This window comes from Pseudomonas sp. GB2N2, from assembly GCF_054897705.1.
The window spans coordinates 2,952,493-2,978,014 of sequence record NZ_CM142701.1 but is presented as its reverse complement, the minus strand read 5'-3'; the positions used below and the strand labels follow the sequence as shown (position 1 = coordinate 2,978,014).

The 25,522-nt window shown below is 59.7% G+C and carries 18 protein-coding genes; 5 read left to right on the top strand and 13 right to left on the bottom strand.

Features of this window, described 5'->3' with window-relative positions; translation table 11 throughout:
- Window positions 1-78 precede the first annotated feature (78 nt).
- Together ptrR and ACYZT4_RS13780 are read left to right on the top strand one after the other, a co-directional pair.
- Window positions 79-972: a putrescine utilization regulator PtrR gene (ptrR, locus tag ACYZT4_RS13785; protein WP_461980413.1), complete on the top strand. Its 894-nt coding sequence runs from the start codon at window positions 79-81 to the stop codon at window positions 970-972.
- A 139-nt stretch (window positions 973-1,111) separates the two neighbouring features.
- On the top strand, window positions 1,112-1,240 hold the full coding sequence (locus tag ACYZT4_RS13780) for a PA1414 family protein (protein WP_421139225.1): 129 nt from the start codon (window positions 1,112-1,114) through the stop codon (window positions 1,238-1,240).
- Window positions 1,241-1,423: 183 nt separating this feature from the next.
- Here the strand turns inward: ACYZT4_RS13780 and ACYZT4_RS13775 are convergent, their stop codons facing one another.
- The 6 genes from ACYZT4_RS13775 to speB all read right to left on the bottom strand — a co-directional run bounded on the left by ACYZT4_RS13775 (window position 1,424) and on the right by speB (window position 6,976).
- Window positions 1,424-1,675: an acyl carrier protein gene (locus ACYZT4_RS13775; protein ID WP_461980411.1), complete on the bottom strand. Its 252-nt coding sequence runs from the start codon at window positions 1,673-1,675 to the stop codon at window positions 1,424-1,426.
- A gap of 61 nt (window positions 1,676-1,736) precedes the next feature.
- Complete coding sequence (locus ACYZT4_RS13770; protein WP_461980409.1) at window positions 1,737-2,462, bottom strand: MBL fold metallo-hydrolase; 726 nt, start codon at window positions 2,460-2,462, stop codon at window positions 1,737-1,739.
- Between the two features lie 85 nt (window positions 2,463-2,547).
- Window positions 2,548-3,927, bottom strand: coding sequence for a sodium:solute symporter family protein (locus ACYZT4_RS13765; RefSeq protein ID WP_461980407.1), 1,380 nt, complete (start codon window positions 3,925-3,927; stop codon window positions 2,548-2,550).
- A gap of 100 nt (window positions 3,928-4,027) precedes the next feature.
- A complete protein-coding gene (locus ACYZT4_RS13760) occupies window positions 4,028-5,539 on the bottom strand; it encodes a purine-cytosine permease family protein (protein WP_461980405.1) in 1,512 nt (503 codons plus the stop codon).
- Between the two features lie 54 nt (window positions 5,540-5,593).
- Entirely contained in the window at window positions 5,594-6,016 is a 423-nt protein-coding gene (locus tag ACYZT4_RS13755; RefSeq protein WP_461980403.1) for a YybH family protein, read from the bottom strand.
- A 9-nt stretch (window positions 6,017-6,025) separates the two neighbouring features.
- On the bottom strand, window positions 6,026-6,976 hold the full coding sequence (gene speB, locus ACYZT4_RS13750) for an agmatinase (protein ID WP_162436868.1): 951 nt from the start codon (window positions 6,974-6,976) through the stop codon (window positions 6,026-6,028).
- A 330-nt stretch (window positions 6,977-7,306) separates the two neighbouring features.
- Here speB and ACYZT4_RS13745 point away from each other — a divergent pair, with 330 nt between their 5' ends.
- On the top strand, window positions 7,307-8,203 hold the full coding sequence (locus tag ACYZT4_RS13745; protein ID WP_461980401.1) for a LysR family transcriptional regulator: 897 nt from the start codon (window positions 7,307-7,309) through the stop codon (window positions 8,201-8,203).
- 13 nt (window positions 8,204-8,216) lie between these two features.
- Window positions 8,217-8,834, top strand: coding sequence for a tRNA-uridine aminocarboxypropyltransferase (locus ACYZT4_RS13740; RefSeq protein ID WP_461980399.1), 618 nt, complete (start codon window positions 8,217-8,219; stop codon window positions 8,832-8,834).
- Window positions 8,835-8,874: 40 nt separating this feature from the next.
- Here the strand turns inward: ACYZT4_RS13740 and ACYZT4_RS13735 are convergent, their stop codons facing one another.
- The 5 genes from ACYZT4_RS13735 to ACYZT4_RS13715 form a co-directional block, all read right to left on the bottom strand.
- Window positions 8,875-9,696 (bottom strand): carbohydrate binding domain-containing protein, encoded by an 822-nt coding sequence (locus tag ACYZT4_RS13735; RefSeq protein WP_461980397.1) that lies wholly within the window; start codon window positions 9,694-9,696, stop codon window positions 8,875-8,877.
- Window positions 9,697-9,735: 39 nt separating this feature from the next.
- Complete coding sequence (locus ACYZT4_RS13730; RefSeq protein ID WP_461980395.1) at window positions 9,736-10,551, bottom strand: carbohydrate binding domain-containing protein; 816 nt, start codon at window positions 10,549-10,551, stop codon at window positions 9,736-9,738.
- A 373-nt stretch (window positions 10,552-10,924) separates the two neighbouring features.
- The gene (locus ACYZT4_RS13725; RefSeq protein ID WP_461980393.1) at window positions 10,925-12,280 is read right to left on the bottom strand and encodes an HlyD family type I secretion periplasmic adaptor subunit; all 1,356 of its coding nucleotides are present in this window, start codon (window positions 12,278-12,280) and stop codon (window positions 10,925-10,927) included.
- Between the two features lie 9 nt (window positions 12,281-12,289).
- A complete protein-coding gene (locus ACYZT4_RS13720; RefSeq protein WP_461980392.1) occupies window positions 12,290-14,449 on the bottom strand; it encodes a type I secretion system permease/ATPase in 2,160 nt (719 codons plus the stop codon).
- A gap of 18 nt (window positions 14,450-14,467) precedes the next feature.
- Window positions 14,468-15,826: a TolC family outer membrane protein gene (locus tag ACYZT4_RS13715; RefSeq protein WP_461980390.1), complete on the bottom strand. Its 1,359-nt coding sequence runs from the start codon at window positions 15,824-15,826 to the stop codon at window positions 14,468-14,470.
- A gap of 594 nt (window positions 15,827-16,420) precedes the next feature.
- On the opposite strand from ACYZT4_RS13715, the gene ACYZT4_RS13710 reads away from it, so the two are divergent.
- The gene (locus ACYZT4_RS13710; RefSeq protein ID WP_461980388.1) at window positions 16,421-24,325 is read left to right on the top strand and encodes a retention module-containing protein; all 7,905 of its coding nucleotides are present in this window, start codon (window positions 16,421-16,423) and stop codon (window positions 24,323-24,325) included.
- 75 nt (window positions 24,326-24,400) lie between these two features.
- On the opposite strand, the gene ACYZT4_RS13705 is transcribed toward ACYZT4_RS13710, so the two are convergent.
- On the bottom strand, window positions 24,401-24,796 hold the full coding sequence (locus ACYZT4_RS13705) for a YbaN family protein (RefSeq protein WP_461980386.1): 396 nt from the start codon (window positions 24,794-24,796) through the stop codon (window positions 24,401-24,403).
- Window positions 24,797-24,806: 10 nt separating this feature from the next.
- Entirely contained in the window at window positions 24,807-25,394 is a 588-nt protein-coding gene (locus tag ACYZT4_RS13700) for a UPF0149 family protein (RefSeq protein WP_461980384.1), read from the bottom strand.
- Between the last annotated feature and the right edge of the window lie 128 nt (window positions 25,395-25,522).

Sequence of the window (25,522 nt, the reverse complement as noted above, 5' to 3'; positions counted from 1 at the left end):
TGACCGTCAGGCTAAGAACGATTGACATTCTTTAAAAATGAATAATAGTGAGTAACTTGTTCTGATTTGGAGAATAGCGTGGAGTTCAGCCAGTTACGGATTTTCCAGGCGGTGGCGGAGGAGGGCTCGATCACCCGGGCTGCCGAGCGTTTGCATCGAGTGCCGTCGAATCTGTCGACCCGTCTCAAGCAACTGGAACAGCAGCTTGGTGTAGAGCTTTTCGCCCGCGAGCGTCAGCGTTTGCAGTTGTCGCCGGCGGGAAAAGTCCTGCTGGACTACACCGCCAAGCTGTTCAACCTGCACGATGAAGCGCAAGCGGCGGTGCGGGGCGGGCAACCGGCGGGCGACTTCGTGCTCGGCACGATGTACAGCACCGCCGCTATTCATCTGCCGGGGCTATTGGCGCGCTATCACCGCACGTATCCGGCGGTGAACCTGCAAGTGCAGTCAGGTCCCAGCGGCGAATTGCTGGAGGGGTTGCTGACCGGTCGCCTCGATGCCGCGCTGGTGGACGGTCCGCTGGAACTGGCCGGGCTGGATGGCGTGCCATTGTGTGAGGAGCGGTTGGTGCTGATCAGCGAGGCCGATCACCCGCCGGTGCGCAGTGCGCTGGATGTGCAGGGGCGCTCGGTGTTCACTTTTCGCCAGGGCTGCTCCTATCGGATGCGCCTGGAGGCCTGGTTCGCGCATGATCATGCAGCGATGGGGCGGGCGATGGAGATCGAGTCCTATCCGGGAATGCTCGCCTGCGTGATTGCCGGTTCCGGCGTGGCGTTGATGTCAGAGTCCATGCTCGCCAGCCTGCCGGGCCGCGAAAGCGTCGCGGTGCACCCATTGGCCGAGCCTTTTGCCAGCGCGACGACCTGGCTGATGTGGCGCAAGGGCATGGTCGGGGCCAATCTGAATGCATGGATCGAACAGCAGCAGACGGTCTATCCGTCGGCAGCATTTGCGGCCCAGGAGATTGCCTGAACTAATGGTCAGGTATTTGGATCAATTCAGTAACAGATCATTGCGGATTTTGCCGAGCATTGCGTAGGACTTCGGACTATTATCAGTGCGAAGGGGCTACAGAATTTCAGCCGCTCGGCACTTCCCTGAAGGGGGCACCATGAAAGACAAAATTCAAAACTGGCTGCACGACCTGGGTGTCGCACTGGGTTTGATCGAACCGCCTCTGCAACCCGTGCCAATTCGCACGGACGACGAACAGCGTCGACGCCAGCAGCGCCGCCGTTAATCGCAACGCAGCCGCTGTCGGTGTAGCAGCTGCCGGGCACCGCGAGGCTGCGCAGCCGTCGTAAGGCCTCCATGCAGAATCTACCTGACACACCCCGTCGTCTGATGTCACGACAACTTCGCTGCCGAACGCAGTCTCGCGGTGCTCGGCAGCTGCTACAAGGGCGTGGGTAGATTCGACGGGTCAATGCCGCCCGATCTCCAGCAGAAACCGACTCAGATCATTCGCCGTTCTGGCACGCCTCAGCATCCGGTCTTCCTCGGCCGTAAACGCCGTCAATCCCATTTCATCTTCCAGATGGAAGATCAGGTCTTCGATGTCCGTTTTATCCAGGCCCAATTCCGCCAGACTGGCGTCATCGTCAAAATCATCCTGACACTCCAGCAAACGGCTGATGAACTGATGGACAGCGGCACGCACGGCGGCTCTTCTCATGATGGTTCTTCGCTGGAGTTGTTATTGTTGTTGTTGTTCCAAGCGTTGAGTACAGCAGGCTTCAACCGTGCGAGCGCTGCCACTTGTCAATCATGTTGCGCAAATGTTCTCCGGAAAAACTGCCGAAGTGGCCGCCGTGCACTGTGCGGATCGGCAGCGCGCGCAAGCGTTGCAGGCTGCGGCTGTAGTCGGCGAGGTCGGAGTGGTAGGCATCTTCGATCAGCGGCCCGTCGTAGATGATGTCGCCGCTGAACAGGGTTTCGGTCACCGCTTCGTACAGGCTGATGCCCCCCGGCGAATGTCCCGGTGTGTGCAGCACTTGCAACACGCGATTGCCCAGGTCCAGCACGTCTCCTTCTTCAATCATCCCTGTCGCTGGCGCGGCTTTCACCCGATATTCGGCATAGCACAACGGGCAATCGGGATGCGCCTCGAACATCTCGTCGCCGACAAATGCACGGCTCAAATCGTTTTCGCCATCTGGTGCCGCAAGGATGTCGGCCTCGGCGGGATGCACTAGGCGCTCGGGAAATTCATGATGCCCGGCGATGTGATCGAAATGACAATGGCTGGCCACCGCCACCAGCGGCCGTTCGGTGATCCAAGGCAATTGCTCGCGCAGGCTGACCAGTCCGGAACCGCTGTCCAGCAGCAGGTCCCTGTCACGGCCCTGAACGTGCCAAAGATTGCAGCGATAGAACGGACGGATATACGGCTCGTGGATCAGGCGAATGCCGTCGCTGAGTTGCTTGACCTCGAACCACTGGTCGCGAGAAACGATCTTCATCAAAGGTTTTCTCCAGACGAAAAAAAACGGGTGTGGCAACCGACGCCACACCCGTCGAAGAAAGCATCAAGTCGTTATAGACAGCTTAGATCGCGCTCGCCACCGAAACCGGGGGACGGGACAGCAAGCTCACCAGCACGAAGCTCACCAGGCCGACACCGAGGCTGTAGTAGATCGGGGTGTTGGCGTCCATGCCGTCCTTGATCATGAACAGCAGCGCGGTGGCAAAGCCCATGCCCATGCTGGCGATAGCGCCGGCGGTGGTTGCGCGTTTCCAGAAGATCGCACCGATCAGCGGGATCAGCATGCCGCCCACCAGCAGGTTGTAGGCCAGGGTCAGGGCGCTGATCACGTCGTTCACCACCAGTGCGATACCCAGCACGGCGATGCCGGTCAGCAGGGTGAACAAGCGGTTGATACCCAGGCTCGACTGTTTACCGCCACGCAGTTTTGGCAGCAGGTCTTCTGTCAGGGTGGTGGCGGCGGCGAGCAGGCCGGCGCTGGCGGTGGACATCATGGCGGCCAGTGCTGCGGCGATCACCAGGCCACGGATACCGTCCGGCAGGGACAGTTTGACGATGGCGGCGAAGGCGTTGTTGACGTTGTCCAGGTCCGGGATCAGCACATGAGCGGCCATGCCGATCAGGGCACAGGCCAGTCCGTAAAGGATGCAGTAGAAGCCTGCGAATGTACCGGCAACCTGAGCCACTTTGGCGCTCCTGACGGTGAACACACGCTGCCAGATATCCTGGCCGATCAGGATCCCGAAGAAGTAGATCATAAAGTAGGTGATGATGGTGTTCCAGCCGATCGTGGTGAAGCTGAAGGCGGTTGCCGGCAGTTTCAACACCAGCTCATCCCAACCACCTACGCGGTACAGGCAGATTGGCAACAGGATGAACATCAGGCCCACGGTCTTGATGACGAACTGGACGATGTCGGTCAGAGTCAGGGACCACATGCCGCCGATCGCCGAATAGATCACCACCACGCCACCGCCGACCAATACCGACAGCCAGAACGGCAGGTCGAACAGCACTTGCAGCACGGTGCCAATGGCCAGGATCGAGACCACGCCGATCATCAGCGCATACGCCAGCATGATCACCGCGCTCGCGGAGCGGGCCATCGGGTTGTAGCGTTTTTCCAGCACCTGGGTAACGGTGTAGATTTTCAGTTTCAGCAGCGGTTTGGCGAGGAACAGGTTCAGCGCCACGATCCCGCAACCGAGGGCCGCGCAGAGCCAGAAACCGGAGATGCCATGGACGTAGCCCAGGCGCACGGTGCCGACGGTAGATGCGCCGCCCAGAACGGTAGCGGCCATGGTGCCCATGTACAGGGTCGGGCCGAGGTTACGACCGGCAACCAAAAAGTCTTCGTTGGTCTTGGCCTTGCGCATGCCGTAGTAGCCGAGTATCAGCATCGAGGCGGCGTATATGAGAACGACGAATAAATCCAATGCCATGATGGCGTGTCTCCGATTGTCTTTTTTATGGTGAAACAAACATCAATCCCTGTGGGAGCGTGCGATGCGGCGTTCCCACAGGTAATCCGTTGATCTTGAATCAGGCGGCCTGGCGCAATGCGGATTTACTGAGCGAATCCGCACCCTTGCTGCGCGCATCATTTGGGCCGAACACCGCAGCCGATTCCGGAAACAGTCCCAGCAGCGCCAGGTACACCAGCGACGCCAGGCCGAGGGTCACCGGCAGGCTGATGTCGATGCCACCCGCCAGATTGCCCAGCACACCGACGAATTGCCCCGGCAGGTTCACAAAGCACAAACCCACCAACGCACTCGGGATCCAGGCACCCAGCCCGCGCCAGTTCCAGCCATGGGTGAACCAGTAGCGGCCACCTTTCTCGCCGCGGGTGAACACTTGCAGGTCATCCGGGCAATAGAATCCTCGACGCACCAACAGACCGATGATCATGATCACCATCCACGGAGTGGTGCAGGTGATGATCAGCACGGCGAAGGTCGAAACGCTCTGCACCAGGTTCGCCGCAAAGCGCCCGATGAAGATGAAGGCAATCGACATCACGCCGATCAGCAGCGTTGCCTTGACCCGCGACAGCACACGCGGGAACACGCTGGACATGTCCAGCCCGGTGCCATACAGCGAGGTAGTGCCGGTGGACATGCCGCCGATCACCGCGATCAGGCACACCGGCAGGAAGAACCAGCTCGGCGAAACCGCCAGCAGGCCCCCGACATAGTTATTGGCGGCGATGTAGTCCGGCGCCTTGATTGCGACGATGGTGGCGGTGGCGAGGCCAAACAGGAACGGGATGAACGTTGCGATCTGGGAGATCACCACGGCGGCCATGATCCGGCGCTTGGAGGTTTCACGCGGGATGTAACGCGACCAGTCGCCGAGGAACGCACCGAAGGAAATCGGGTTGCTCATCGCTACCAGAGCGGCGCCGATAAAGGCCGCCCAGAAACCCGGTTGGCCCATGCTCACAGTGCCGGCGTAGTTCACATCGAACGGCCCGGCGAAGGCGAAGATGCCCAGCAGGAACAGCAGGCTGGCGCTCCACACCGCGATCTTGTTGACCCACAGAAGGAAACGAAAGCCGTAGATGCAAACGGTCAGTACCAGAATCGCGAACAGACCGTAGGCCAGGCCCAGAGTCAGGTCGGTTTCCGGCAGGCCGATCAGGCGTTTCGCGCCGCCAATCAATGCATCACCCGAACTCCACACCGAGAGCGAGAAGAAGGCGATTGCGGTCAACAGCGACAGGAACGAACCGACGATCCGCCCATGAACACCGAAGTGTGCACCGGAGGACACGGCGTTGTTGGTGCCGTTGATCGGACCAAACAGGCCCATCGGCGCGAGGATCAGCGAACCCAGGAGCACGCCCAGCACTATCGCCCAGACGCCTGCCTGGAAGGACAGGCCGAACAGTACCGGGAAACTGCCGAGCACGGCGGTGGCGAAGGTGTTTGAACCACCGAAGATCATCCGGAACAAGTCCGTCGGGCCTGCGGTGCGTTCGTTGTCCGGGATCTGTTCGACCCCGTAGGTTTCAATTTGCGTAAGGCTTTGGTCGTTGTTGTTGTTATTCATGATCTGCTCCGATCATAAAGGCGCGCTTATCGTATGTAAGCGTCACCTGTTTGGCTAAGGGGATGGCAGCCCTTCCGGCATTGCGGACAAATGTTCGTGGCAGGCCAGCCATAGGCCTTGTTGTTCTTGGCCAGACGCTTGTTTTTTGAAAACAATCGTCTCGCGCTCCTGGCTGAAGTGTTGCTCCCCATGCATGCGCAGCTCGGTGGCGACGTCATGGATGAAAACCGCCACGTCACCCTGCAGGCTGACGAAAGCGTTGCTCGAAGTGCACGAAAGCACCTCGAAGCCATCCTCCGAGCGCCAGGCTTCCCACAACGCCTGATAGGCATCGCGCGACAGCAGAGGCTGCTCGAGGGTGTAGAACACGAAGCTGGCATCGGCGCTGAAGGCGCTGAAGTAGGCTTCGCGATCGTTACTGGCAAAGGCGGACACCAGATCGGCGGCCGCTTGTAGAACCTGATCACGTTCGTTCATGGCCAATCCTCAACGGTGGACGACGCCAGGCAGTACGCAAAGCATTTCGTACAGCAGGTTGGCGGCCAGCAGCGAGGTGTTGCCGGTGGTGTCGTAAGCGGGTGAGACTTCTACCAGATCGCAACCGACTAGGTCGAGGCCTTGGCAGCCGCGAACGATCTCGATCGCCTGAATGGTCGTCAGGCCGCCAATTTCCGGGGTGCCGGTGCCTGGTGCCCAGGCCGGATCGATGCCGTCGATGTCGAAACTCAGGTACACCGGACCACCGCCGACTTTCTCGCGAACTTCGGCCATCAGCGGCGCCAGGGACTTGTGCCAGCACTCTTCGGCCTGAACTACACGAAAGCCCTGTTTGCGGCTCCAGTTGAAGTCATCGGCGGTGTAACCCTGGGCGCGCAGACCGATTTGTACGACGCGGTCCGGGTCCAGCAGGCCTTCTTCGACGGCGCGGCGGAAGGTGGTGCCGTGAGCGATCTTCTCGCCGAACATGTGATCGTTGACATCGGCGTGGGCGTCGATGTGCACCAGGCCGACCTTGCCGTGTTTCTTGTGAATGGCACGCAGGATCGGCAGGGTGATGGTGTGGTCGCCGCCCAACGTCAGCGGGATCACATCGTGTTCGAGGATGTTGTCGTAGGATTCTTCGATGATCCGTACGGCATCCAGCAGATTGAAAGTGTTGATCGCCACGTCGCCGATGTCGGCAACCGACAGCGAGTCGAACGGCGCTGCGCCGGTGGCCATGTTATACGGGCGAATCATCACTGATTCAGCGCGGATTTCGCGAGGCCCGAAGCGGGTGCCGGGCCGCAACGAAGTACCGATGTCCAGCGGCACGCCTACGAAGGCAGCGTCCAGACCGGCAGCGGTGGGTAAGTGGGGAAGTCGCATCATGGTGGCGATGCCGCCGAAGCGCGGCATTTCGTTGCCGCCCAGTGGTTGGTGAAGAATCTTGTCCACGGGTAGGGCCTCATCGTCGTTGTTTTATTTATGTCGGTTGCGCCGATTCAGGAAGGTTCGGGCACCGTTAGGGCCCGATTCTGCAAAATGCAGTCGGCCAGAAGAATCGCTAAGGGCAAATACTTAGTTCAGATTTTTCTAAACTAATGGCGATGGCGGCGATAAACTCCTGGATTGCCACGATCCCTGTGGGAGCGGGCTTGCTCGCGAAGGCGCTGTGCCATTCACCATCGATGCTGCCAGGCGCGCCGCTTTCGCGAGCAAGCCCGCTTCCACAGAGATTGTGTTTTCCCCGAAGCACCGCGTACAACCTTGTGACAGGAGCCTGCCATGGCCAATGCTTTACCCGACCTGAAACTGTTGCGGATCTTCGTCAGCGTGGTCCGTCATCAGGGGTTCGCCAACGCCCAGCAAGCGCTCAACCTCTCGACGTCGGCCATCAGCACCTACATGAGCCAGCTCGAAGCCGCCCTCGGCCTGGTGCTGTGTCATCGCGGACGCGGGGGGTTCAGCCTGACCAGCAAGGGCGAACTGTTCCACCAGGAAACCCTGCGCCTGCTCGGTGAACTGGAGGGCTTTGAACAATACGCGGCGGCATTGAAGGGCGAACTGCGCGGCACGCTGAACCTCGGCGTCATCGATTCTACCGTGAGCGATAAGGCGTTGCCGTTCGCCGAGGCCATCGGCGCCTATAATCAGGAGCACCCGGCGGTGCATTTGCACCTGTCGGTGATGAGCCCGTACGAACTGCAACTCGGCGTGCAGGACAACCGCCTCGACCTGGCCATCGGCGCGTTTTCCACGCGCATGAGCGGGTTGGTCTACATGCCGCTGTACCGCGAGCAACACTGGTTGTATTGCAGCAGCCGCCATCCGCTGTTCACCGAACGGCGCATCCCCGAGCAAGTGATTACTCAGCAACGCATGGTCGGCCGCGGTTACTGGAGCCAGGCCGAACTGGCGCGCCACGGCTTTAAACACAGCGCCGCCACCGTTGAAAGTATGGAAGCGCAGCTGATTCTGGTGCTGTCCGGCGCCTACATCGGTTACCTGCCGGAGCACTATGCCCAGGCGTGGGCGGACAAGGGTGATCTGCGCGTGCTGCTGCCGGCGACCTTCGGTTACCAGGCGCCGTTCTCGATGATCGTCCGCCGGGGCCGCAGCCGTGAGCCGCTGATCCAGACGTTTCGCGACCTGCTCAAAGCGCAGCTCAATCAGTCGGCTTGAAGGAAAACAACTGATGTCCAGAATCCAGTGCCCGCGCTGCCTGCGCCCGCAAACCCACTGCCTGTGTCCGTTGATCCCCAGCCTCGACAGCCGCACCCGGGTTTTGCTGCTGCAACATCCGAGCGAAGTGAACCATGCGCTGAACACCGCGCGGCTGGCGGCGCTGGGGTTGAACAATGCGCAGCTTATTGTCGGTGAGGTGTTCGAGGATTTGCCGGCGCTGCTGAATCAACCGGGCTATCAGGCGCGACTGCTGTTCCCCGGCGAAGAGGCGCAGCCGTTGCAGGCTTACACCGCGAATGATCAACCGTTGTTGCTGGTGGTCCCGGACGGCACCTGGCGCAAGGCGCGCAAAATGCTGCACCTCAATCCGCTTCTGGCGGCGTTGCCTCGAGTGACTTTGGTGGATGGCGCAGTGTCGCGTTATCGGTTGCGCAAGGCGCCGGAGGCGGGGGCGTTGTCGACGGTTGAGGCGATTGTGCAGGCGTTGCAGACGCTCGAAGCACCGGCTTCATTCGAGCTGTTGTTAAAGCCTTTCGAAGCGTTGATCGACGGGCAGATTGCGGCGATGGGGGAGGCGATTTTTCAGCGTAATCACGGTGGCAGATCAACAGAAGGCAACCCGCTGTGACTGCGAGGTTGCCCGTCCGGACCCTACGGTCGAATCATCACTAAGGTAAAGATTTAATTAATAGATTGTTAATCGAAAAGTCATTGCCGTTCGTCAAATGTTGATCGTTGTTAAGTGCGCCCGCTGTCGAGTTGGAAGTGGCCGTGGCGGAGAACTTCAGGTTGGTCCAGTTCAAGCTGGATATCGCATGGATGGGTGAGTTGTTATTGTCGATGCTAAAAAAAAGCATGGCGTCAGGAGTTCCTGGGTTGTCTTTTTTTACGTCAACTGAGATTTCATACGTTTCCCCGGGTACTGTGGGGAATGTTTTATGCAGGACTATGCCCTTGTGTTGATCGCCTGGAGTTGAGGTGTTGTTAAATAGTACATAATCGCCAGGAGCATTTAGTACAAATTGAAACTCAGCACCTCCCGGTCCCGTGGTCCAACCTCCGTATGTTTGATCATCAAAATCTACAAGATCATAGTGCTTATCTTTCGCGTTTATGAGGGTCAGTTCGAGTGAGGGGAACTTTTCAGCAGCAGCTTCACTTGTGTCTCCATCGAAAGCAATATTACCTTCGATATGGATCTTCGACTTATTGGCGAATTCCAACAGTTTCTCTCTGGGTATCGGAGTGTTAAGTCCATCGGCTTGTTGTTCTGGTGTAGCTGGGGAGGACTCATGGAGCCCGATGATGTGTTCCTGATTTGAGTGGTCGACACCGAGCACTTGCAACCATACGTTAGGTTTTGCCCATGGTTTTGAGATAACAGAAGCCTCTGGATTAGGGCCACTCACATCAAGGAAGTCATCTTTTGCCCCCTTCATTTCAAGATCAGGCATAGGGGGCGGCAGAACGTTGGAAGCTTGCGTGTTCATAATCAATGGCTCTCATGAGGTTGTTTAGTCGATCATTCATTAGTGTGGCAAACTTCTTACTCTTAAATCGTCAAACTGTTGCGCCTTATTAGCATTTGATGTGGTGCTTTGAATTGAGAAGGTTGTTTGGTCCGAGGTTGCAACTGCTGAAAAGCTATACTTATTCCAGCTAGCGCGTACTGCTTGTTTCGGTGAGGCTTGGTTGCCTATATGCAAAGTTAAATCAGGCATGAATTGACCCTCTAGCTGCACCGCTGCTGCTAGAACTGAAATTTCATAAGATCTTCCCTTCGTCACAGCAAAGGTTTTTTTCAGAATTACTCCAGTTGAAGCTTTCACGGTGTTACTCACGCAGAATACGTTGCTGGGTGCGATGTGGAGGTGAAACACTAAATGCTCAGGCCCTTTCTCCCAGCCGTTCAGGGAGTTGTTATCGAAGTTGGTTGTTTCATCCAGATCTGGCAGATCTGGTTGGGTTTGGATTGTTAGTTCCTTTGTTGGAAAGCTCCTTGCGGTGGAAACGTCTGTATTGCCATTGTGCGTTATCTTTGCATGAACAAAAATACGGGACCGGTTTTTAAACTTCTTCAGCTCGTCTAAGGGTAATAGTTCATCGAATCCCTTGGCGAGTTGTTCTGGCGTGGCTATGTCGCCTTCAAGCAACTTGACGACGAGTTCTTCCCCGGTTTCGTCAACTCCCAAAACGTCCAGCCACAGGCGAGGCTGAGGCCATTGCTTGGTGGTGACAGAAGGATCGTGATCGAAGTGAGTTAGATCAAGTATCAGGTTTTCTCTTTCAGGCACTTCTAATTCAGGTGTTGGCGGCGGCTGAAGTTCGGAAGCTTGCTTATTCATAATCAATTTTTCCTTTTGAATGGTTCGGCCATTTTTTTGCGCGAATGGTCCTGACATTCAGCGCCGGAAAAAAAAATTGATCTACTGTCAGAAATAACAGGTAGCAGAGGGTTTTCGACGAACGGTGAAAGAAAGTGTTCGGGGCGTTAATCGAGGGGTAGATTTCGGAGATCGCAGAGGCCGTTTTTCAGCGTAACCATGGTCCGAAATAGGTGGCGTTTTTGATGGCCTCATCGCGGGCAAGCCCGCTCCCACAGGGATTCGCGTCCTACACAAATTATGTGAACACCACAAAACACTGTGGGAGCGGGCTTGCCCCGGGCGGCGTTCCGACAAAGTGGCCGGATCAATTACCGCGGCGCCTGAATCATTTTTAGCGCTCGCGCATCGCCTCGGTCCGCGCTTTAAGCACCGGCTTCAGCAGATAATCCAGCACGCTTTTCTCCCCGGTAATGATGTCCACGGTTGCCACCATCCCCGGAATGATCAACAGCGGTTTCACATCGCCACCCAAGTGGTTCTTGTCGGTGCGTACCTGAATCAGATAGAAGCTGTTGCCCTTGTCATCGGTAATCGTGTCTGCACCAATCAACTCGAGCTTGGCGCTCAAACCGCCGTAGATCGTGTAGTCATACGCGCTGAATTTCACCATCGCTTTCTGTCCCGGGTGCAGGAACGCCACGTCCTGCGGCCGCACCTTGGCTTCGATCAACAGGTTTTCTTCGATCGGCACGATTTCCACCATGTCGCTGCCTGGCTGAACCACGCCGCCGATGGTGTTGACCTTCAGCGTTTTGATGATCCCGTGCACAGGCGAAATCACCGTCGTACGGCTGACGCGGTCGTCGATGGCAATGCTCGATGCGGTAATTTTCGACAGGTCAGTGCGTTTCTCATTCAGCTCTTTCGCAGCGTCAGAGCGGAAGGATTGTTCAGACTCGTCGATCTTGCTTTTGATCTCGTTGATCGCCGATTCGGCGCGGGGAATCGCCAGTGTTGTGGCATTCAGCGAGCCGCGAATTTCCACGGCGCTGCGTTTGAGTCGGAGGATTTCCACCGGTGAAACCGCCCCGGTGCCCACCAGCGGCGCGGACATGTTCATTTCTTCCTGGAGCAGCGCCAGGCTTGAACTGAATTGGCTCTGTTTCGAGCGAAACTCCGCGAGTTCCTGGGTTTTCTGCCGAAGTTGCTCGGTCAGCGTGCGCTGTTCGCTGGCGAGCCGGCGTTGGCGTTGGTCGTACAGCGAGCGTTCGTCCCCGGCCACCTGCGGCGCCTTGGCGATCACCTCTGCCGACAATTTGAACGGCCGACCCTCGGCCTCGGCGGACAGGCGTTCGACCTGCGCGGTCAGCGCATACCGATCGGCCTCGCTTTCGCCCTTGTTCGACAGAAACCGCGTGTCATCCAGGCGCAGCAAGGTGTCGCCCTTGTTCACCATCTGCCCTTCGCGCACGAAAATCTCTGTGACGATGCCGCCCTCCAGGTTCTGGATCACCTGAACCTTGCTCGACGGAATCGCCTTGCCTTCGCCCATGGTGACTTCCTGCAACACGGCGAATTTAGCCCAGACCACAGCGCTGATGATCAGCGCCGCAGCGAGCCACACGGTGATCCGCGACCAGCGTGGTGAATCCTGCAATGACGCGCCGGCGGTTTCCGGCATGTATTCGCTTTCGGCACTTTTGCTGAAGCTGTCGAAATAACCGCGTGAACTTTGTGAAGATGCCATGGCGGCCTCCTAGACGGCCGCAGAGCCGACACGGCCCTTGCGCAGTGCATCAATGACGGCTTCTTTCGGACCGTCGGCGACGATCCTTCCGTTGTCCAGCACCACCAATCGATCAACCAGGCTGAGCATCGAGGTGCGGTGGGTTACCAGCAACAGGGTTTTGCCCTGGACCCAACTGTGAAGTTTTTGCCGCAAGACATCTTCGCTGCTGTTGTCCATGGCGCTGGTAGGTTCGTCGAGCAGCATGATCGGCGGGTCGAGCAACAACGCGCGAGCCAGCAACACCGCTTGGCGTTGACCGCCCGACAGCAACTGCCCACGTTCGCCGACAGGCCGGTCAAACCCTTGGGGATGTTGGCGGGCGAGTTCGGTCACACCGGTCAATTCCGCGACTTCAAGCATCCGCGCATCGCTGATGTAACGGGCGCCGAGGGTCAGGTTGTCACGCAGGCTGCCGGCCAGCAGTGGCAAATCATGGGCGACGTAGCCGATCTGTTGGCGCAGGTCGGCGACATCAAGTTGCCGCAGGTCCAGGCCATCGAGCAGCAGTTGGCCTTCCTCAGGTTCGTAAAACCCCATCACCAGCCGTCCGAGGGTACTTTTGCCCGAGCCACTGCGACCGATGATGCCGACCCGTTCACCGGGTTTCAGGCTGAAACTGATGTTGGCCAGCGCCGGCGAGTTCTGGCCGTTGTAGTGAAAAGTCACGCCGTTGACGTCGAGGGCGCCTTGCAGTTGCGTGCGCTCCAGTGGCCGCTGTTTCGCGTCGCGTTCCTGCGGCAAGCCCATCAGCGCATCGGTGCTTTTCATCGTCAGTTGCGCTTGCTGATAACGGGTGATCAGCCCCGCGATCTGCCCCAGCGGCGCGAGTACGCGGCTGCCGAGCATGTAGGTTGCCACCAGTGCGCCAACGCTGAGGTTGCCGGCGATGATGCTGTAGACCCCGGCGACGATGGTCGCCATGCCGGAGAACTGCTGGATGAACAGTGTGCCGTTGGTCGCCAGTGCCGAGAGGTTGCGCGCATGGCTGTCGAGGCGGGTGAGGGCGCCGTGGGTACTTTCCCATTTGTGCTGGCGTTCACTTTCGGCGCTACAGGCCTTGAGGGTTTCCAGGCCACCGAGGGTTTCGATCAGCAGGGCCTGGCGCTCGGCGCCGAGGGTCAGGCTTTTTTGCACGGTGTCGCGCAGACGCACCTGAATGATCATTGCGAACATGATCGTGATCGGGAACGCCAGCAACGGAATCACCACCAACCAGCCACCGAGCAGGCCGATCACCACCAGCATCAGCACGGCGAAGGGCAGGTCGATCAGGCTGGTCAGGGTCACGGCGGTGAGGAATTCGCGCAGGCCCTGGAAGTCATGGATGCTTTGGGCGAAACCACCGATGGTCGCCGGGCGCGCTTTCATCGACATGCCGGTGATGCGTTCAAACAGGGTCGCGGAAAGGATGACATCGGTTTTCTTGCCGGCAGTGTCCAGCAGATGCGCGCGAACTACGCGCAATGCCAGTTCGAAACCGGTGCCGATCAGCAAGCCGATGGACAGCACCCATAACGTGGACGTGGCCTGGTTCGGCACTACCCGGTCGTAGGTCTGCATCACGAACAGCGGGACCATCAGCCCCAGCAGGTTAATCAGAAAACTGGCGAGAATCGCATCGCTGTACAGCCATTTCGACAGTTTCACCGTATCGCGAAACCACGCGTCTACTCGGGGTACCAGCGGCGAGCGCAAGTCTTCGAGTTCGTGGCGCGGCCGGGCGAACAACGCTTGGCCGCTATAGTTTTCGGTGAGTTCTTCACGGTTGACCCATTGCTCGCCGCCATCGGCTTCGCTCGGCAGAATCAGTAAGCGGCCATCGTCGCCGAAGCGGCGCAGCACGGCTGTACGGCCGTTGTTGAGGATCAGCATCACCGGCAGGTTGAGCGCGGAGATGTCAGCCAGGTCGCGGCGTAACAACCGCGCCTGCAAACTGGCCCGGGCTGCTGCTCGGGGCAGCAGGTCCAGGCTCAGGCGTTGGTGTGCCATTGGCAGCCCGGCACTCAGGCTGGCGCGGCTGACCACCGCGCCATGAAGTTTGCAGAGAATCAGCAGCCCGTCCAGAAGCGGGTCATCGAAGCTCAGCCGCGGATCGACACCGGTGTTGCCGGGTTCCATGCTGGTCAAATTGATAGCTCCAATGCGTTACTTCAGTTCAGGCAGACGGGCTTCGTTTTTCACTTCGCTTTTGGCGATCGCATCGGCAGGCAGCACTACGCGTTGCTTGCTTAGCAACTCACCCATGTTTGCTAATACACGGTACATCGAATATTCCTCGGTGTAGCGTACCTCGGTGTAGCGACGGTTGGCATTGTAGAGTTCGTTTTCGCTGTCCAGTACGTCGAGCAGGGTGCGTTGGCCGAGGCCGAACTGGTCCTGATACGCCGCCCGCACACGCGTCGTGGTTTCGGCGTATTCGCGGGCGCTCGGGGTCTGTTTGCGCGCGTTGAGCATGGCGTTCCAGGCCAGGTGGATGTTTTCGTTTAGCTGGCGCAGGGCGTTGTTGCGGATGTCCATGGCCTGATTGATCTTGTGCGCATCGGACGCCAGTCGCGCCTTGTCGCTACCGCCGCGGAACAGGTTGTAGTTCATCACGATGCCAACGCGCCATTCGTTGTCATGGCCTTCTTCGCCCGCCACGTTGTTGTTCGCGCCGACAGCCGCTTCAGCGTCGAAACGCGGGTAGAACGGCGACTTGGCCACTTCGTACTGGCTCTCGGCCGATTGCACGTCGGCCTGGGCAGATTTCAGGTACGGGTTGTTGTCGACCATGCTCTGTTGAGCGTCGAGGATGTTGGTGGGCAGTTCACCCTTGATCGATGGCAGTGTTTCCAGTTCATCGGCCTTGCGACCGGTCACCGCGAAAAAATTCGCTTCGGAGTCAGCCAGATCGACTTCGGCGGTGTCGAGGTTGTTCTCGGCGAGCGCACGACGTGCCACGGACTGATCGGCGTCGGCGTTGCTGCCGATGCCGCGCTGGGTGCGCAGGCCGATCTGGTCGTTGACCCGCAAATGCGCCTGCAGGTTGTTCTTGGCCAGCGTCACCAGTTCGCGGCGCTTTAGCACGTCGAGGTAAACTTCGATGGTGCGCAGGGCCAGGTCCTGCGCGGTGCCCTGAGCGTAATAGGCCCGGGAATTGACCACGCCTTTGGTCCGTTCGACTTCGTTGGACGTGTTGAAACCATCGAAAAGCATCTGCCGCAGGCGCAGCTCGGATTGGGTGTAGGTCAGGATTCGGGTGTCGTGGTTACCGAAGGCCCGGGTGTTGGTGTTGTCGCTGTACCCGCGCCCGTACGCGGCATTCAGATCAACGGAAGGATAAAACCCGCCTTTGGCGACTTTTACGTCTTCATCTGCGGACAGACGGCTGTCAACCCGCGAAGCAAGTTCAGGGTGAGTGGCTATGGTGCTCTGAATTGCCTCGGTCAAAGACATGGCTTGAGCCTGAGAGGTGCAGGCCATGGCCAATAAAATCGCACTGCAAAGGGGGTTCAATCGGCGCATGGGTACATCTCCCTGAAAATCCTAATGGTGCTTTATCAGTCGCCAAATATTTGACGGCATTTATAGGTGAAAGCGTTTCATACTTGTAACATCAGAGCTAAGAACATTCTTCAAAGAAGCTTAGAAGTATTTCTCATAACTGTTATTCCAAAATAAACTTATGCGCTCTGATGAATCCAGCACACTGTTCATCCTGAAAGCCTTTGATTTAAGCGCTTAGGGAGCTTATCAGGGGTTGGTAAAAAGTTCAGTCCACTTATCGAAATTGGGCGAAGGAGTGCTGGAGGGGAGGGACGCGTAACGGTTTTCGGGTGACGGTTTTCTGTCACTTGCTGGTTCAAAACCGTTACGCATCGCTCGCAGGTAAGGTTGTTTCGTGAACGGCGCCCCGATGTTGTTGATTACATTGGGTTTTTGCGCAAACGGAAGGCTTGCCTCGCGTGCGACATGATCGGCGAGATTGTCGCCAGGGCAGCGGTTTGATTAAGCCAGTCGCAGCCCGGTAGACGATCCGCCGATCGCCCGCTCTCGCCATGAGCACGTTCTTCGCAAACAACAGGATGCCGACAACAGTTGGCAGCGGAGGAAATGCACATGGCTACGCTCATCGGTATCGTCAGTAAGGTCATTGGTCAGGTGTTCGCCGAGGCGAGCAACGGCACCCGCCGGGCACTGGTCGAAGGGGATCGGCTGTTTGCCGGCGATCAACTGTTGACCGGGGCCGAAGGCGCGGTGGCGGTGCACCTGCAAAATGGCCAGGAACTGACCCTCGGGCGTGGCAGCAGTCTGCAAATGAATGCCCAGTTGCTGGTGGATCACGCTTCCCACGTGAATACCGCGGAGGCGACCACGCCGACTGAGGCGCAACTGACCGATGTCGAACGCGTGCAGAAAGCCATCGCGGCGGGTGATGACCCGACGCAGACCGCGGAAGCGACGGCGGCAGGTCCGGGTACGCCGGGCGGACCGGGTGGCGCGTTGGGCGGCGGCCACAGTTTTGTGCTGCTGGAAGAAGTGGCCGGGCGGGTCGATCCGAACGTCGGTTTCCCGACGGCTGGCTTCAACGGTGTGCCCGAAGTTCCCCTGGAACGTGTCGCCGGTAACCCGGATAACGGCGCCAACCCATTGGCCGCGCCGATTGTTCCCGGCGCCCCGGATGCCCCTGTTGTTCCAGTTACCCCGATTACTCCCGATACCCCGATTGTTCCGAATACCCCGGACAATCCCGTCACGCTGACCGGCCTCGACTCAGACGGCGGCGAGCTGACCGTAAACGAGAAAAACCTCACCTCCGGCACCGACCCTGATGCTCCGGCCCTGATCCAGACCGGCACCTTCACCGTCTCTGCGCCGGATGGTCTGCAAACTTTGACCGTGGGCGGCATCGCCGTCGTCACCGGTGGTGTGGCCGCGGGCTTCCCGCAGTCGGCTTCGACTCCCACTGGCGCCACGTTCACCATCACCGGTTACGACCCGGCGACCGGCACGGTGACCTACAGCTACACGCTGAATCACAGCGACACCCACCCGAATGCGGACGGTACCAACAGCATCTCCGAAAACTTCGACGTGGTGGCCAAGGATGTCGATGGCAGCACCGCGACCGGGCAGCTCAACGTCAACATCGTCGATGACGTGCCGACCGCGCACGCTGACCTCGCCTCCGTCGCCGAGGGCGGCATCATCACCGGCAACGTGCTGACCAATGACGTGGTCGGTGCCGATGGTCCGGCAGCAGGTGGCGGTGTGGTTGGCGTACGCGCCGGTTCTGACGTTTCGAATCCAGTGCATACCGGCGTCGGCACCCAGATCAATGGCACCTACGGTTACCTCACGATCGATGCCTTGGGCAATGCCGAATACCACAGCAACCCGAACTCGGTAGGCGCCCCCGGCGCGACCGATACCTTCACCTACACCTTGCGTGATGGCGACGGTGATGAAAGCACCACGACGATCATCATCGACGTCCACAACAGCAGCATCGCGGCTAGCGCCAATGAAGTAACCGTCTCCGAAAACGCGCTGGACCTGACCAAGGACGGCCAAGACCTGGCACCCGGCACGGTTTCCGGAAGCCAACCCGGCAGCACGGGCGAAACCGCTTCCGGCACGTTGGTCGGCTCGGTCACCGGCGCGGTCGGTACGGTCACCTACGCCCTGGTCGGCAACGATCACGGCACTTATGGCCAGATCCTGATCAACACGGATGGCACCTACACCTACACCCTGACTTCGCCGGCCGGTACTTCGCCGCAAGCGAACGACGGTGCCAATACCGTGACCGAAAGCTTCACCTATTCGGCCACCGATAACGTCGGCAACACGGTCACCAGCACCATCGTGATCAACATCGTCGATGACGTGCCGACGGCTCACCCGGAACTGGCTTCCGTTGCTGAAGGCGGCATCATCAGCGGCAACGTGCTGACCAATGACGTGGTTGGCGCCGATGGTCCGGCAGCCGGTGGTGGTGTGGTTGGCGTGCGCGCCGGCTCCGACGTTTCTACTCCGGTGCATACCGGCGTCGGCACCCAGATCAACGGCACCTACGGCTACCTGACCCTCGATGCCCAGGGCAACGCGGAGTACCACAGCAACCCGAACTCGGTGAGCGGCGCTGGCGCAACGGACACCTTCACCTACACCCTGCGTGACGGCGACGGTGACGAGAGCACCACCACGATCACCGTCGACGTGATCAACAGCAGCATCACGGCACATGGCAGTGCAGTAACCGTCTCCGAAAATGCGCTGGACCTGACGAAGGACGGCCAAGACCTGGCACCCGGCACGGTTTCCGGAAGCCAACCCGGCAGCACGGGCGAAACCGCTTCCGGCACGTTGGTCGGCTCGGTCACCGGCGCGGTCGGTACGGTCACCTACGCCTTGGTCGGCAACGATCACGGCACTTATGGCCAGATCCTGATCAACGCGGACGGTACCTACACCTACACCCTGACTTCGCCGGCCGGTACTTCGCCGCAAGCGAACGACGGTGCCAATACCGTGACCGAAAGCTTCACCTATTCGGCCACCGATAACGTCGGCAACACCGTCACCAGCACCATCGTGATCAACATCGTCGATGACGTGCCGACGGCTCACCCGGAACTGGCTTCCGTTGCTGAAGGCGGCATCATCAGCGGCAACGTGCTGACCAATGACGTGGTTGGCGCCGATGGTCCGGCAGCCGGTGGTGGTGTGGTTGGTGTACGCGCGGGTTCTGACGTTTCTACTCCGGTGCATACCGGCGTCGGCACCCAGATCAACGGCACCTACGGGTACCTGACTCTCGATGCCCAGGGCAACGCCGAGTACCACAGCAACCCGAACTCGGTGAGCGGCGCTGGCGCAACGGACACCTTCACCTACACCCTGCGTGACGGCGACGGTGACGAGAGCACCACCACGATCACCGTCGACGTGATCAACAGCAGCATCACGGCACATGGCAGTGCAGTAACCGTCTCCGAAAATGCGCTGGACCTGACCAAGGACGGCCAAGACCTGGCACCCGGCACGGTTTCCGGAAGCCAACCCGGCAGCACGGGCGAAACCGCTTCCGGCACGTTGGTCGGCTCGGTCACCGGCGCGGTCGGTACGGTCACCTACGCCTTGGTCGGCAACGATCACGGCACTTATGGCCAGATCCTGATCAACGCGGACGGTACCTACACCTACACCCTGACTTCGCCGGCCGGTACTTCGCCGCAAGCGAACGACGGTGCCAATACCGTGACCGAAAGCTTCACCTATTCGGCCACCGATAACGTCGGCAACACCGTCACCAGCACCATCGTGATCAACATCGTCGATGACGTGCCGACGGCTCACCCGGAACTGGCTTCCGTTGCTGAAGGCGGCATCATCAGCGGCAACGTGCTGACCAATGACGTGGTTGGCGCCGATGGTCCGGCAGCCGGTGGTGGTGTGGTTGGTGTACGCGCCGGTTCTGACGTTTCGACCCCGGTCCACAACGGCGTCGGCACCCAGATCACTGGCACCTACGGTTACCTGACCCTCGATGCCCAGGGCAACGCGGAATACCACAGCAACCCGAACTCGGTAGGCGCCCCCGGCGCGACCGATACCTTCACCTACACCTTGCGTGACGGCGACGGCGACGAAAGCACCACCACGATCACCGTCGACGTGATCAACAGCTGCATCAAAGCGGTTAGCGACACTGACGTCACTGTCCATGAAAGTGCGCTGGACCTGAGTAAGGACGGCCAAGACCTGGCACCTGGCACGGTTTCCGGAAGCCAGCCCGGCAGCACGGGTGAAACCGCTTCCGGCACGTTGGTCGGCTCGGTCACCGGCGCGGTCGGTACGGTCACCTACGCCCTGGTCGGCAACGATCACGGCACTTATGGCCAGATCCTGATCAACGCGGATGGCACCTACACCTACACCCTGACTTCGCCGGCCGGCACCTCGCCGCAAGCGAACGACGGTGCCAATACCGTGACCGAAAGCTTCACCTATTCGGCCACCGATAACGTCGGTAACACCGTCACCAGCACCATCGTGATCAACATCGTCGATGATGTGCCGACGGCTCACCCGGAACTGGCTTCCGTTGCTGAAGGCGGCATCATCAGCGGCAACGTGCTGACCAATGACGTGGTTGGCGCCGATGGTCCGGCAGCCGGTGGTGGTGTGGTTGGTGTACGCGCCGGTTCTGACGTTTCGACCCCTGTCCACAACGGCGTCGGCACCCAGATCACTGGCACCTACGGCTACCTGACCCTCGATGCCCAGGGCAACGCGGAATACCACAGCAACCCGAACTCGGTAGGCGCCCCCGGCGCGACCGATACCTTCACCTACACCTTGCGTGACGGCGACGGCGACGAAAGCACCACCACGATCACCGTCGACGTGATCAACAGCTGCATCAAAGCGGTCAGCGACACTGACGTCATTGTCCATGAAAGTGCGCTGGACCTGAGTAAGGACGGCCAAGACCTGGCACCTGGCACGGTTTCCGGAAGCCAGCCCGGCAGCACGGGTGAAACCGCTTCCGGCACGTTGGTCGGCTCGGTCACCGGCGCGGTCGGTACGGTCACCTACGCACTGATCGGTAACGACCACGGTGCGTATGGCCAGATCCTGATCAACGCGGATGGCACCTACACCTACACCCTGACTTCGCCGGCCGGTACTTCGCCGCAAGCGAACGACGGTGCCAATACCGTGACCGAAAGCTTCACCTATTCGGCCACCGATAACGTCGGCAACACCGTCACCAGCACCATCGTGATCAACATCGTCGATGACGTGCCGACGGCTCACCCGGAACTGGCTTCCGTTGCTGAAGGCGGCATCATCAGCGGCAACGTGCTGACCAATGACGTGGTTGGCGCCGATGGTGCCGCTGCGGGCGGTGGTGTGGTTGGCGTGCGCGCCGGCTCGGACGTTTCGAGCCCGGTCCACAACGGCGTCGGCACCCAGATCACTGGCACCTACGGTTACCTGACCCTCGATGCCCAGGGCAACGCGGAATACCACAGCAACCCGAATTCGGTAGGCGCCCCCGGCGCGACCGATACCTTCACCTACACCTTGCGTGACGGCGACGGCGACGAAAGCACCACCACGATCACCATCGACGTGCACAACGCCTGCATCACGGCCGCTACCGACAACGACGTGACCGTCTTCGAAAAAGCCCTCGACTTGAGCAAGGACGGCCAGGACCTGGCACCCGGCACGGTCACCGGCAGCGACCCGCACAGCACCGGCGAAACCGCTTCAGGCACGCTGGTCGGTTCGGTTACCGGCGCGGTGGGCACGGTCACTTACACCCTGGTCGGCAGCGATCACGGAACGTACGGTCAGATCTTGCTCAACCCCAACGGCACCTACACCTACACCCTGACCTCGCCGGCCAGCACCACACCGAACGCGAACAACGGCGCGAACACGCTGAGTGAAAGTTTTACGTACAAAGCCACCGATGCGCTGGGCAATTCCAGCATCAGCACGATCAAGGTCAACATCGTCGATGACGTGCCCAATGCAGTCGCCTCCGAGCGTTCCGTGGCCGCCGCTGAAGTCGACACCAATCTGCTGCTGGTGATCGACGTGTCCGGCAGCATGAAAGACGGTTCCGGCGTGGATGGGCTGTCGCGACTGGACCTCGCGAAGAAGGCGATCAGCGACTTGCTCAACAAGTACGACGACCTCGGCGACGTCAAAGTGCAAATCGTCACCTTCAGCAGCGGCGCCACCGACAAGACCTCGGTCTGGGTCGATGTGGCAACGGCCAAGTCGATCATTTCCAGCCTGACGGCGGGCGGCAATACCAACTACGACGCGGCTGTAGACGTGGCGCAAAAAGCGTTCGACACCAGCGGCAAACTGACCGGTGCGCAGAACGTGGGCTACTTCTTCTCCGACGGTAAACCTAACGAAGGGGACATCGGCAAAACGGACGAGGCGAACTGGAAAGCGTTCCTCGAAGAGAACCACATCAAGAACTACGCGATCGGCCTGGGCAACGGCGTCAGCAACGCCAACCTCGATCCACTGGCTTACGACGGCACGGCCGGCACCGGCCATGGCACCAATACCAATGCGGTCATCGTCAAAGATCTTGGCCAGCTCAACGCGGTACTGACAGGCACCGTGGTTGGCGCGCCGGTTACCGGTTCGCTGCTGGGCGACGGCGGTACGTTCGGTGCGGATGGTGGTTTCGTCAAATCGATCACGGTCGATGGCACCACCTACAGCTATGACCCGAAAGGCAACAGCAATCAGGGTACGCTGGGTTTCAGCGGCGGCGCCAACCACGGCACTTTCAACACCGTCAACAACACCCTGAGCATCGCCACTGATGGCAAAGGCACGCTGGTGGTGAACCTCGACACCGGCGAATACACCTACACCTCGCAGAAAGCCACCGCGACGGTGATCACCGAAAACGTCAGCTACACGATCAGCGACAACGATGGTGATCTGGCCAGCTCCACGCTGGTGGTCAAGGTCGTTCCGAACGCGCCACCGGTTGCGGTCGAAGATCACGTCATCACCAACATCCTGTCGGCCAACGTTGCTGTGCCGGGCGAAGCGCTGCTGGCCAACGACACCGATGCCAACGGCGATCCGCTGACGGCCTCGCCGACCACGTTCAACACCGGCTGGGCCGCCAAGGGCGCGGATTTCACCGGGACCGGCGTGATTACCACGTTCGCCAACTCTGCTAACAGTGCGGCGAACCAGGCGTTGGCAGACGTGCGCAGCTCTTTTGCGGCGAATGCGGCCACCATGACCGCGGTCCTTTTGGTCAGCGGCTACCTCGGGGCGGTCACCACCGCGAATGCCAATGACGAGGATCGCATCACCGTCAACCTGAAGCAGGGCGAGACGCTTAACCTGGACCACAACCTGGCGGCCGGTCACGTCGCCATGGAGTACTCGGTCAACGGCGGTGCGTTCGTTCCCGTCAGTGACGGTCAGACCATCACGGCGACGGCGGATGGCACTTACCAGATCCACATTACCAACATCGACGACGGTGGCAAGAACGGCAAGGGCGCTGAAAATTACCAGCTGAAGCTGACCGTCGACTACTCCGGCGCTCACGACATCACCCCGGACTACCACGGCACCTACACCGCCAACGACCACCATGGCGGCAGCGACAGCGCGGCGGTGAGCATTACTTATCAGGAAGGCCACACCCTCACCGGTACGGCAGGCGATGACGTGCTGGTGGCGGGCACGGGCAACAACGTGATCAACGCGGGCGACGGCAACGATGTGCTCACCGCCGGTGCCGGCAACAACGAACTGCATGGCGGCGCCGGCAACGACTTGCTCTACAGCGGACCGGGCAACGACCTGTTGGACGGCGGCACTGGCATCGACACCGCGAGCTACGCCCACGCCACCGCGGGGGTGAAAGTTGACCTGAGCCTGCTCGGCGCGCAAAACACCCTGGGCGCCGGCACCGACACCCTGACCTCGATCGAAAACCTCGTCGGTTCCGACTTCGATGACAAGCTCACCGGTGACAGCCATAACAACGTCATCAACGGTGGCCTCGGCAACGACATGCTCAACGGTGGCGGCGGCGATGACTTCCTCATCGGCGGCCTCGGCAACAACACCCTCACCGGTGGTGCTGGCGCGGACACCTTCCAGTGGCTCAAAGGCAACAGCGGCCACGACGTCGTCACTGACTTCACCCCAGGCACCGACAAGCTGGACCTGTCGCAATTGCTGCAAGGCGAAAACAGCACCGCGGCGTCGCTGGATGACTACCTTCACTTCAAAGTCACCGGCAGCGGCGATTCGCTGGTCACCAGCATTGACGTCAGTGCCATGGCCGGTGCTGCACCGAACCAGACCATCGACCTCGCCGGCGTCAATCTGGCCAGCCATTACGGCGTGACACCGGGCGCGGGCGGGTTGGTTGCCGGTGCGGATACGGCGACGATCATCAACGGCATGTTGAATGACCACTCGTTGAAGGTCGATACCGTGTGACCTGACATCTGAAACGACAAAACCCGCCATCCCCGTGAAGGAATGGCGGGTTTTTTTGTCTGGGTCAGCGCGAGATCAGGAACGATGCAGGGTTTTCTGCCTGAGGATGTAGATCGTCACCAGCACCGCGCTGGTCAGCATGAACCCGCGTGCCCACGGCAGCGGCACCAGGTAGCACGAAAACAGAATGCTCACCCACATCAGGCCGATGGCGTAGACCTTGCCCTTGAGCGGAATGCCGTTGCCGTCGAGGTAGTCGCGAATCCACGGTCCCAACCTCGGATGCTCCACCAGCCAGTGATAAAAACGCGGGGAGCTCCGGGCGAAGCAAGCGGCCGCCAGCAACAGGAAGGGCGTGGTGGGCAACACCGGCAGGAAAATCCCGATCACCCCCAGCGCAACGCTCAGCCAGCCGATGGCCAGCAGCACGTAGCGCACTATCGGGGAGCGGTGGCCTATGGGGTTGTCCATAGGCAAAACCTTAGTGGTGACGTGGCTTGAGGATCGCCGGTTTTTCGTCTGGCGCGTTGCACAGCAGGTACAGCGCGGTCAGGGCTTCGGGGATCTGCACGATCATGTCGTCCATCAGGTTGGCGTCTTTGGCGATGTCTTCGAACTCAGGCTGTTCGTCGAACAGACCCGAACCGACCATGATCGGCAGGAGCATTTCACTGACTTCGTCTTCGGCAGTTTCGAACCAGGCCGCTTCGCGCAGGAACACGCCTTCCATGAAACCGATGCACCAGCCGCGCAGGTCGGAATCGTCCGGGTCTTCGCCGAGGTCCAGTTCGCACGGCAGCTCGAACTCTTCATCGGACGCCAGTTGACGAGCAATGTGAGCCTTGAGGGCGAGCAGAGTGGATTCGATGGCTTCACGCTCGGTGTCGTCGGCGTAATGCGGCTCTTCGGCAAAGAGGGCATCGATCCATTCACGGTCGGGAACGAGTTCGGAGCAGATCGACAACGCGGTGAGGTAGCCGTGGGCGGCCACGTAGTCCAGCGCCTCGTCATGCAGTTCGTCGGCGTCGAGGAATACTTGCAGGCGGGTTAGTTGCTCAGCGAAGGACATTAAAAGGCTACCTTGGGATTTAAACAGATGCGGGAATTCTAGGCCTTCTTGAGCCCTCAGGCCAGCCGCGCGGGATATTTGGCCCTGGATGGCTTTGGGTGGCGTAACCGCAACATGGAATCCCCCAC